The sequence below is a fragment of the Elusimicrobiota bacterium genome, from assembly GCA_041658405.1.
GTDB lineage: Bacteria > Elusimicrobiota > UBA5214 > JBBAAG01 > JBBAAG01 > JBBAAG01.
Map to the genome: position 1 here is coordinate 18,011 of JBBAAG010000038.1, position 9,827 is coordinate 27,837.

The 9,827-nt window shown below is 43.8% G+C and carries 10 protein-coding genes and 1 pseudogene; all 11 read left to right on the forward strand.

Annotation, left to right across the window (positions count from 1 at the left end):
• The first annotated feature begins 24 nt into the window (after positions 1-24).
• The 11 genes and pseudogenes from rpsF (at position 25) to WC955_07815 (ending at position 9,819) form a co-directional block, all read left to right on the forward strand.
• Positions 25-471, forward strand: a complete 447-nt coding sequence (rpsF, locus tag WC955_07765; GenBank protein MFA5858949.1) for a 30S ribosomal protein S6 — start codon at positions 25-27, stop codon at positions 469-471.
• Positions 443-901, forward strand: coding sequence for a single-stranded DNA-binding protein (locus WC955_07770; protein ID MFA5858950.1), 459 nt, complete (start codon positions 443-445; stop codon positions 899-901). Before rpsF ends, WC955_07770 begins: the two co-directional genes overlap by 29 nt.
• A gap of 192 nt (positions 902-1,093) precedes the next feature.
• A pseudogene (gene rpsR, locus WC955_07775) lies at positions 1,094-1,291 on the forward strand (30S ribosomal protein S18).
• A gap of 33 nt (positions 1,292-1,324) precedes the next feature.
• Entirely contained in the window at positions 1,325-1,789 is a 465-nt protein-coding gene (gene rplI / locus WC955_07780; GenBank protein MFA5858951.1) for a 50S ribosomal protein L9, read from the forward strand.
• 63 nt (positions 1,790-1,852) lie between these two features.
• Positions 1,853-3,208, forward strand: a complete 1,356-nt coding sequence (gene dnaB, locus WC955_07785) for a replicative DNA helicase (GenBank protein ID MFA5858952.1) — start codon at positions 1,853-1,855, stop codon at positions 3,206-3,208.
• Positions 3,205-4,323, forward strand: coding sequence for an alanine racemase (gene alr / locus WC955_07790; GenBank protein MFA5858953.1), 1,119 nt, complete (start codon positions 3,205-3,207; stop codon positions 4,321-4,323). Before dnaB ends, alr begins: the two co-directional genes overlap by 4 nt.
• 25 nt (positions 4,324-4,348) lie before the next feature.
• Positions 4,349-5,140 carry an ABC transporter permease gene (locus WC955_07795; protein MFA5858954.1) on the forward strand — a complete coding sequence of 264 codons (792 nt, stop codon included), beginning with the start codon at positions 4,349-4,351 and terminating at the stop codon, positions 5,138-5,140.
• Between the two features lie 22 nt (positions 5,141-5,162).
• Positions 5,163-5,909: an ABC transporter ATP-binding protein gene (locus WC955_07800; GenBank protein ID MFA5858955.1), complete on the forward strand. Its 747-nt coding sequence runs from the start codon at positions 5,163-5,165 to the stop codon at positions 5,907-5,909.
• 138 nt (positions 5,910-6,047) lie between these two features.
• Positions 6,048-7,391, forward strand: a complete 1,344-nt coding sequence (locus tag WC955_07805; GenBank protein MFA5858956.1) for an MlaD family protein — start codon at positions 6,048-6,050, stop codon at positions 7,389-7,391.
• The gene (radA, locus tag WC955_07810; protein ID MFA5858957.1) at positions 7,388-8,785 is read left to right on the forward strand and encodes a DNA repair protein RadA; all 1,398 of its coding nucleotides are present in this window, start codon (positions 7,388-7,390) and stop codon (positions 8,783-8,785) included. The genes WC955_07805 and radA overlap by 4 nt, the downstream gene beginning before the upstream one ends.
• 26 nt (positions 8,786-8,811) lie before the next feature.
• Complete coding sequence (locus tag WC955_07815) at positions 8,812-9,819, forward strand: PIN domain-containing protein (GenBank protein MFA5858958.1); 1,008 nt, start codon at positions 8,812-8,814, stop codon at positions 9,817-9,819.
• The last annotated feature ends 8 nt before the right edge of the window (positions 9,820-9,827 follow it).

Below are 9,827 nucleotides of genomic sequence, written 5' to 3' on the forward strand. Positions count from 1 at the left end.
CAAGAAGGAGGAATAAAAGGTTGTATGAACAGGTATGAAAGTATTTTTATCTGTAATCCGCAGTTAGCTGCGGAACAGGTGAATGATCAGCTTGAAAAAATTAAGGCTGTGATCAAACGTGGGAATGGTGAGATTATTAGTGTGGATAACTGGGGAAAACGACAGTTGGCGTATCCGCTGAAAGGTTATCGTGAAGGATGTTATATTTATCTTCAGTTAAATTTACCGCCGCAGTTGGTGAGTGAGTTAAACAATTACTATCTGGTAAGCGAAAATATTCTTCGGCATCTTACAATAAGAATTAATGAAAAACATCTTAAGTACATCATACCGCATCCGGATGCGGTATTAACTTTGATTAAAGAGAAAGATAAGGAATCGGAATTGGGTGACAAATCGGTAGAGGCGAAAGCGGAGGAGACTAAGAAGGAGGAAGAGGGAGATGGAGCTAAAGCTGTTGCAGTTGAATAGGGTTATGTTGAGCGGCCGGTTGGTAAGGGATCCGGAGTTGAAGTACACTACAGCAGGGACTGCGTTGTGTAAATTTACGGTAGCAACTGGGAGAAGGTATAAGGATAAAGAAGGTAACTGGCAGGAGCAAACAACGTTTGTGCCGACTACTGTGTGGGATAAACAGGCACAGTTCGTTGGTGAGACACTGAAAAAAGGTAGTCCTGTGTATGTAGAGGGGAGCCTTCGGACTAATAAATGGGTAACTAAGGACGGGCAAAACCGGTCAACTTTGGAATTACAGGCTGTGCTGGTACGGTCAATGGCAAAAAGTGAAAGCGAACCGGCAGAACCCGTGGATGTGAGTGAACCGTTGCCAGAAGATAGCGGGAGTGAAGAAGTTAATGATACCGGGAGTGATAAGGATAATAAAGGGAAAGTGCCGTTTTAAAAGGTACTTGCTTTCGACTATAAGAAAGGATTTTAGTTTGTTATGGTAGATGATAATAGAAGAAATGATAGTTACGAACCGCGTGGCGGGTCACGGTACGGGAATAGTTCCGGCGGGAGTACCGGCGGGGGATATCGGCGAAGTTATAGCGGCGGTAGCAGCGGCGGGTTTCACCGCCGCCGCCCGAGGACACGGAAATATTGTAAGTTCTGTGAACAAAAAGTTATTTACATCGACTTCAAGAACCTGCAGTTATTACGGAATTTTATGAATGACCGCGGGAAAATGTTCTCCGGCCATAGTTCGGGTAACTGTGCGAAGCATCAACGCAGTGTTGCTACGGCGATTAAACGCGCTCGAGCTATTGCGTTATTGCCGTACGTAGCGTAGGATAAATATATTTTTATTTGAGGTATAATTGTTATGAAAGTAGTGCTTACACAGAATGTAGAAAAAGTTGGTAATGCCGGGGATGTAAAAAATGTTACGGGCGGATTCGCGAGGAATTATCTTTTTCCCCGTGAGTTAGCTTGGGAAGCAACGTCCTCTAATCTTAAACGCTGGGAAGATAAGAAAAAAAGTTATCTCCGCCTTTCCGCGCGGGAATTGGATAAAGCGCAGCAGAGAGCTGATAAAATTGGAAAAGAGTCGTGTACGATTAACGTGAAGACTGATAATGAAGATAAGATATTCGGTTCCGTAACGAATATGGATATCGCGAAGTCGTTGCTTTCAAAAGGTATTGAAGTTGATAAAAAAGATATTATTCTCGAAGAGCCTATACATAAAGTCGGGGCGTATACCGTAAAAGTTAGAGTGCATCAGCAGGTGTATGCTGAACTTAAAGTATGGGTAGTCGCCGAGGATACTGAAAAAAGTGAAAGCTAAACCCCAGTAAAGTTTTTTCATTCATAAAGTTCGCGCGTACTTATTTATTTATAGGATATTTGCATGGCAGATATTTTTAATCACGTACCACCTCATTCAGAAGAAGCGGAAATGGCAGTGCTTGGGTCTATGATGATCGAACGGGCTGCTATTGATAAAGTTATTGCTCTGCTCAAGGATGTTTCATTTTATAAACCAGGCCATCAGATAGTGTTCCGTGCTATACGTAGGTTATATGAATCTAATATCGCTGTGGATATTCAGACGGTAGGAGAGGAATTAAAAAAAGAAAAAAAACTTGCGGATATCGGCGGAGCGGCGTATCTTATGACATTGATTGAGTCTGTAGCAACTGCAGCGAATGTCGAGGATTATGCGTTGATTGTACGGGATAAATCTACACTCCGCGGGTTGATTGATGTTTCACATGAGATGCTGGCGGATGCGTATAAAGATGAATCCGGTGCACAGGCTGTTATTGAACAGGCGGAACAACGGATTTTTAAGATACGTAATGAAGGGTTCCAGAGCGGGTTTATAGGGATTAATGAGTTAATGCCGCCGGTACTTGATCAGGTTGAGAGTTATATTCAGAACAAAAAAGATGGGTTAGGGTTGATGACCGGATTTCCTAAGTTTGACAGGCTAACCGGCGGGTTACAGAAAGGTAATCTCATCATTATTGCCGGGCGGCCGGGGATGGGTAAAACGTCGTGGTGTTTAAACATAGTGGAAAATATTGCGTTGCATAGTAAACGCCCGGTTGCGGTGTTTACGATGGAGATGTCAAAAAACGAAATAGCGCAGCGGTTCCTGTGTTCAGTTGCAAAGATTAATATGAATAAGTTAAGGGATAACAGGGTTTCCCGCAGTGCATGGCCGGATATCACAACCGCTGCGTCGAAGTTGATGGAAGCGAAGATATTTATTAATGAGTTGCCTTCAGGAACGCTGTTGGACCTACGTGCACAGGCACGGAGGGTTGTGTCGGAACAAAAAGTTGAACTCATAGTGGTGGATTATATGCAGCTGCTCTCCAGCGGGACTAAACGTATGGAAGGCAGGCAACAGGAAATTTCTGATATCTCAAGGTCATTAAAACTACTCGCGCGGTACCTCGAGATCCCGATAGTAGTGGTGTCGCAGCTTAGCCGTAAACCCGAAGAGCGGGGGAAGGATAATGAACCTAAATTATCCGACCTGCGGGAAAGCGGGGCGATTGAACAGGATGCTGATGTCGTCGGATTTGTTTACCGCGAAGATTATTATAACAAGGAAGATCAGAGTATCAGAGGTAAAGCCAGGCTTATCATTGCGAAACAGCGGAACGGGCCCCAGGGGACTCAGGATATGGTGTTTTTCAGTGAGTATACACGGTTTGAGAACGCTGAGACCAGGCAGCAAGAGCAGGAACAGTGATTAATACTATTCTTCGTCCCACATGGGTTGAGATAGATTTGTCCGCTATTACGCAAAATGTCAGTATAATACAGTCGTTAATCGGTAAACACACAGGGATTATTGCTGTAGTAAAAGCTGATGCTTACGGGCATAATGCTGAGTTTATCGTTAAGGAATTGGTTAAACAAAAAGTTGTTGCGTTCTACGGTGTTGCATGCCTCGAAGAAGGTATTGCGTTACGCAAAGCAGGGATTAAACCTAAAATATTAATCCTCGGGAATGTTTATCCGTATCACTTATTACCATTATTATTTTCTTACCAGTTGACTCCCACTGTTATCAGTATAGAGTCCGCTGTGGAGTTAAACAAAGCTGCAAAAAAACGTAAGGTTGTATTACCGGTGCACGTGAAGGTTGATACTGGGATGGGGAGGATTGGATCCTCTGCTGATGATGCGGGTGCTCTTATACAATATATCCACACAAAATGCCAGGCGTTGTTAATAGAAGGAGTATATACGCATTTTTCATCGGCGGATAGTGATGAATGGTATACAAGGTATCAGTATGACAATTTTGAGAATGTATTGAAGAGTATTGGTAAAATAAAAATCGTCCACACAGCTAATTCCGCAACAATAATCAGGTGTCCCTCACAATATTATGATTATGTCCGCCCGGGGTTGTTGTTGTACGGGTTGGAACCATTCCCCGGGGTCAATACAAGGTACGGGTTCAAGCCTGTGTTAACATGGAAAACTAAAGTTGTTTACCTAAAGAATATCCAGATCGGGCAAAGAGTTAGCTATAACGGGACGTTTATCGCAAAAACAGGGATGACGGTTGCAACTTTGCCTGTAGGGTATGCTGATGGGTATAACCGTAAACTATCAAATACCGGGCAGGTGTTGTTACACGGTAAACGTATAAACGTTATCGGGCGGGTAACCATGGATATGGTTATGGCGGATGTTACGGGTATTAAAGATGTTAGGTTAGGGGATGAAGTTGTGCTCATAGGGCAGCAGGGGCGGGAGAGAATTACGGCTGAGGAAGTTGCTGGTTTAGTTGGAACGATTAATTACGAAATTGTATGCGGGATCGGGAAACGTGTTACCCGCATTGCAGTATAGTAAATAAGGTAAAATATATCTTGCTATGATAAACGGTATGTTCACAAAAGTTAAGGTCGTATCTTATGACCTCACGGTAAGTTTGGGGAAGTTCGCTATACTGTTCGGGCAGGTGATTAGTTGGATGCGGGTATTACCGTGGGATGTGAAGAGTATTACCGCGCAGATGGTTGAGGTTGGGATAAAATCGTTCCCGATCTGCGTAATGTCGTCGTTCTCAATGGGTATGGTGTTAGCACTACAAGCAGGGACTTCCGCAAGGTTTGTATTTAATGAACCGCTCTACGTCGGGACTATTGTTGCGTTTTCGTTGATAAAAGAGTTGTCGCCGGTATTGATGGCAACAGTTGTTGCCGGGCGTGTTGGGGCAGGAATTGCAGCGGAAATCGGGACAATGAAGGTTACTGAACAAATTGATGCGTTGTATACATTAGGGACAAATCCTATCCGCTACCTCGTAATGCCGAGATTTATTGCGTGTGTGACTATGCTGCCGTTGTTGACGGTGTTCACAAATATTGTTGGCCTTACCGGCGGATATATTGTCAGTGTTACCAACCTCGAGATACCGGGGACGATTTATTGGGCGGATGCATATGATTATATGAGGGTAAAGGATTTGTTTCACGGGTTGATCAAGTCAGTATTTTTTGGTGCAACAATCGCGTTAGTGTCTTGTTACAAAGGGTTTGAGTGTAAGAACGGGGCGGAAGGTGTAGGGCGTGCTACTACCAGCGCGGTAGTGATGACACTGGTTATTATTCTGGTAAGCGATTATTTTTTGACGGCGTTGCTTGTAGCCCTTGGGATTGGATAAGTTATAGTATGAAGAGAAATATATGATAAAAGTTGAAGGTGTATATAAACAGTTTGGGAAAAAACAGGTTCTTGATAATGTTGAACTCGAGATTTATGACGGGGAAACGTTAACGATCATCGGGGGTAGCGGGTGCGGGAAAACTGTGCTGCTTAAACACTTAGTCGGGTTACTGAAACCGGATAAAGGTGAGATTTATGTTGATGATCAACAAATATCAAAACTTGAGGATGAACAGTTGTGGAAGATTCAGCAGAAGTTCGGGTACTTGTTCCAGGGCGCGGCATTATTTGATTCATTGACGGTTGCTGAGAATGTTGCGTTTGGGTTGAGAAACATGAAATTGCCGTATACTGAAGTTATGCGCCGCGTAAAGGAAGGGTTGAGGCATGTAGGGCTTAAGGATATTGAGAATCAGAAACCGGCAGAACTTTCCGGTGGGATGCGTAAACGCGTAGGGCTTGCCCGCGCAATTGCGTACGCGCCAAAGTATGTGTGTTACGACGAGCCTACCACCGGGCTGGATCCTATAACATCGGATACGATTAATGAACTGATACTTAAACTCCAGGGAGAACTTAAGGTTACTTCGATTGTTGTGACACATGATCTTAAAAGCGCGTATAAGATATCTAACCGTATCGCGATGCTGCATCAGGGAAAGATTGTGGAGATCGGTACTCCTGAAGAAATTCAGCATACAAAAAACCCGTTTGTCCGGCAGTTTATTGAAGGTTCCTGCAACGGTCCTATCCAGGTGCTGTATTAATTCCTGTCTACACTATAAACAAACACGTGTGGTTTTTTGGGTTATACAAATAAAGTGTATTGTTATATAATATAACCTAAGATGATTAAAAATAGGTGTGAGCAAAAAAAATTTTAGTTAAGGGGAAAAAATAAGCCGATGCCGAAAGAAGTTAAACTCGGGATATTTGTGCTGTGCGGGCTTGCGGTTTTGTTGGGTACAATTTTTGCTATCAAAGATATCCGGTTGGAGAAAGGGTATACTTTATACTTATTCCTCGAAGATACCGGCGGGTTGATGGAGAAAGCGTGGGTACGGAGTTCCGGGGTTAAGATAGGGAAGGTTGATAGAATAATTCTTGACGGGCAGCGGGCGAAGGTTAGGTTATGGATCTGGGGTGATACCAAAATCTATGCTGATGCGCAAGCGTCTATACTTGCTACGGGTTTGCTCGGGGTTAAGTATGTCAATATGGTATTGGGTGGGAAACAGTCTAAGGTGTTACTAAAAAACAATGAGGTTCTTCAGGGGATAAGCCCGGTTACGACTGAAAAAATGCTGGAATCCGCGATGGATAGCGTCAAGGGATTAGTAGATGCGCTTAACAGCGTGGTGGGGGATGGGAAGCTCGGGGAAAATCTTAACGAAATCGTGGATAATGTGCGTGTGCTTACTGACCGCCTGGAGAATACTATCAGAGAAGATGATATCAAACAAATCGTGGATGATATCAGTTCCGCGTCTAAGGATATGGCTAAACTTTCAAGTGAAGTGCTTGATATACTCGAGAAAAACAGGAAGCCTGCTGAAAGTTTAGTGGATAATGTTGCGCAGGCAAGTACAAAACTTGAATCCTTACTCGCAAAGGTTGAGGATAAGGATTCGGTGTTGGGCAAGCTTATCAATGATAAGGATGTCGGTAGGCAGGTGCAGGAAACTATTACCGCTCTTGAGGATACTGCGAATAACGCGCAGGCGGTGCTTGGAAAACTCGGGAAGATTAATACATACTGGGATTACCGCCTTAGATACGACGCTACAACGTCGGTGTTCCGTAATGATTTCGGGTTAAAAATATCGCCGGATGAGGGTAAGTTTTATTTTCTTGGTGTGAACAATATTTCTGATGCAAATTTTGTTGATACGTTCCAAAAACAAAATTCGTTAACCGGCCTTATCGGCAGAGAGTTCATGGATCGGCTTGAACTTTACGCCGGGGTGATACGTTCCTACGGCGGGTTGGGGTTAGCATGGCAGCCGCTGAAGTTCGGGTGGTTGGGGATTGAGCTTAATGCTCAGCTTTTTGAGTTCTCCAGAAAAGTTCCTGCCGCGTTACCCGTTGGGATTGTGGGGACAGAGTTATCGCTGGCGAACTGGTTGCGTTGCGGGATACAAGCTGAAGACGTTTTTGGTTCAGCGACATGGCATACGTATTTTAATGTTGTGATTGAAGATAAGGATATGGCGTACGTTATTGCGTTGTTGGGACTATCAAAACCGTGAAAATTAAGGCTAAGTTTGTATGCCAGGAGTGCGGGTATGATACCGCGCAGTGGTTCGGTAAGTGTCCGGGTTGCGGGCAGTTTAATACGTTTGTTGAAGAACGCGTGGTGAAAGCTGCGAGAACCAGTGTAGTACAGGCGAGGTTGACAAATTTTTCTGCGGAAGTTGTTGCTATAGAACAAGTACAGCCGGCTAACCAAACACGGTATGTTACCGGGATTAATGAGTTTGATAGAATCCTTGGGGGCGGTGTGGTACCCGGGTCGCTGGTGCTTATCGGCGGGGATCCTGGGATCGGGAAATCAACGCTTATGTTGCAGGTAGCGGATGCTCTAAGGAAGTATGCTAATGTGTTATACGTTTCAGGTGAGGAATCACTGGATCAGCTGAAACTGCGCGCTGAACGGCTTGGGGTTGACCATCGGGATGTTAAGAACCAGTTGTTTCTTTTGACAGAAACTAATCTTGAAACTATCGTCGGGACAACTTCTAAAACACAACCGGGGTTTATCATTATTGATTCTATACAGACAATGTTCCGGCCGGATATTATCTCTGCCCCGGGTAGTGTAGGACAGGTACGGGAGTGTACGGCTGAACTGTTGAACCTTGCAAAAGCTAATAATATTACAGTATTTGTGCTGGGGCATGTAACAAAAGATGGTGCGATCGCGGGCCCACGGGTGTTGGAACATCTGGTGGATACCGTGTTATATTTTGAGGCGGAGAAGTTTCAGGTGTACCGTATGCTACGCGCGTACAAAAACCGTTTTGGTGCGACAAACGAGCTTGGGATGTTTGAGATGACCGCTGCGGGGTTAAAAGATGTATCAAACCCGAGTGAAATATTTTTGAATGAACGCACTAAGGATACTTCAGGGACTATGGTTATCGCTACGATTGAAGGGACACGTCCGATTTTGTTGGAACTCCAGGCATTAGTTACCTCCACAAGTTTTGCGGTGCCACGCAGGATGGTGTCTGGGTTGGATTATAACCGTATGGTATTGCTTACCGCAGTACTGGAGAAGCGGTTGGGGTTGAACCTCGAACATGAGGATGTGTTTATCAACGTAGTTGGCGGGGTGAAAGTTAAGGAACCGGCTGCGGATCTTGGTGCGGCTGTAGCGATAGCGTCGGCATTGTTAAACTTTGTATGCCCGAATGACGTGGTTGCAATTGGTGAAGTTGGGCTTGGGGGTGAAATCCGGTCAGTAACACAGGTGGAAGACCGTGTAAGAGAAGTTGAGAAGTTAGGGTTTAAGAAATGTATTATCCCTAAGTCTAGTGCGGAATATATTAAAAAAAAGGTTAATATAGAAGTTATCGGTATGGGGTATTTATACGAAGTGATTGAGTATGTTAAAACTCATGCTGTGACTAATAAAAATTAGGAAAGAAAGGAGGTGAAATTTAATTTATGTTTTATTGGATAATGCGCGGATTAATTATTATTATTGGCCCTATAGTAGGGTATTTACAAATTTCCAGGGATATTAAAGGGTTATTCATAGGACTCGGGATCGCGTTAGGCGTTGTTATTATTGAGTTCATTATCGAACGTATCCCCCTGGATACGCTGGTTGCCGGTGTGCTGGGTGGTGTGCTAGGATTAATTTTTGCGAAGATGCTGGATTATCTGGTGTATCTTTACAACCCGGCGTGGTATGAAGTTTATAAGAAATATTCATTGTTTGTTAATATCGTTTTTACTTATTTAGGTTTAATTATTGCTATACGTAAAAAAGATGAGCTTGAATTATTGGAGAAAGATATTTTCCCGAAATCCGGGAAGAAGCAGGTGAATGAACTTGTGGTATTGGATACCAGTATAATTATTGACGGCAGGGTAGTGGATATTATTACCACAAAGTTTTTAACGTGTATATTCGTTGTACCAAAGTTTGTATTACGTGAATTACAAAACCTTGCGGATCATTCGGATACTAATATCCGTACCCGTGGACGCAGAGGGTTGGATATTCTCGCAAGAGTTCAGGAAACGCCTGATGTAGTTGTGAAAATATTGGATAAGGATTATCCCCAGGAAAAGGAAGTTGATGCGAAGTTGATAATGCTTGCGAAGGATTTGCAGGCGAAAGTGTTGACTACGGATTATAACCTTAACCGTGTTGCTACGCTTGAGGGTGTGACGGTATTAAACGTAAACGACTTAGCGAATGCGCTTAAGCCGGTGGCGTTACCTGGCGAAAAGATTAGTATTTTTATTCTTAAAGACGGGAAAGAACGTGATCAGGGTGTTGCGTATTTTGATGACGGGACTATGATTGTCGTAGAAGACGGGCATAGGATGATCGGGAAAAAAGCGGAGGTCGTTATTACGTCAATCCTGCAGACATCATCCGGGCGGATGGTCTTCGCTAAACTCGCTAATGGCGGTGGGTATGTTGTCAAAGGGAAAGTGTAATGTTTGCG

Bases quoted from the DNA above. Each gene is read 5' to 3' on its own strand.
- rpsF (MFA5858949.1), top strand. From the start codon at position 25: ATGAACAGGTATGAAAGTATTTTTATCTGTAATCCGCAGTTAGCTGCG.
- WC955_07770 (MFA5858950.1), top strand. From the start codon at position 443: ATGGAGCTAAAGCTGTTGCAGTTGAATAGGGTTATGTTGAGCGGCCGG.
- rplI (MFA5858951.1), top strand. From the start codon at position 1,325: ATGAAAGTAGTGCTTACACAGAATGTAGAAAAAGTTGGTAATGCCGGG.
- dnaB (MFA5858952.1), top strand. From the start codon at position 1,853: ATGGCAGATATTTTTAATCACGTACCACCTCATTCAGAAGAAGCGGAA.
- WC955_07795 (MFA5858954.1), top strand. From the start codon at position 4,349: ATGATAAACGGTATGTTCACAAAAGTTAAGGTCGTATCTTATGACCTC.
- WC955_07800 (MFA5858955.1), top strand. From the start codon at position 5,163: ATGATAAAAGTTGAAGGTGTATATAAACAGTTTGGGAAAAAACAGGTT.
- WC955_07805 (MFA5858956.1), top strand. From the start codon at position 6,048: ATGCCGAAAGAAGTTAAACTCGGGATATTTGTGCTGTGCGGGCTTGCG.
- WC955_07815 (MFA5858958.1), top strand. From the start codon at position 8,812: ATGTTTTATTGGATAATGCGCGGATTAATTATTATTATTGGCCCTATA.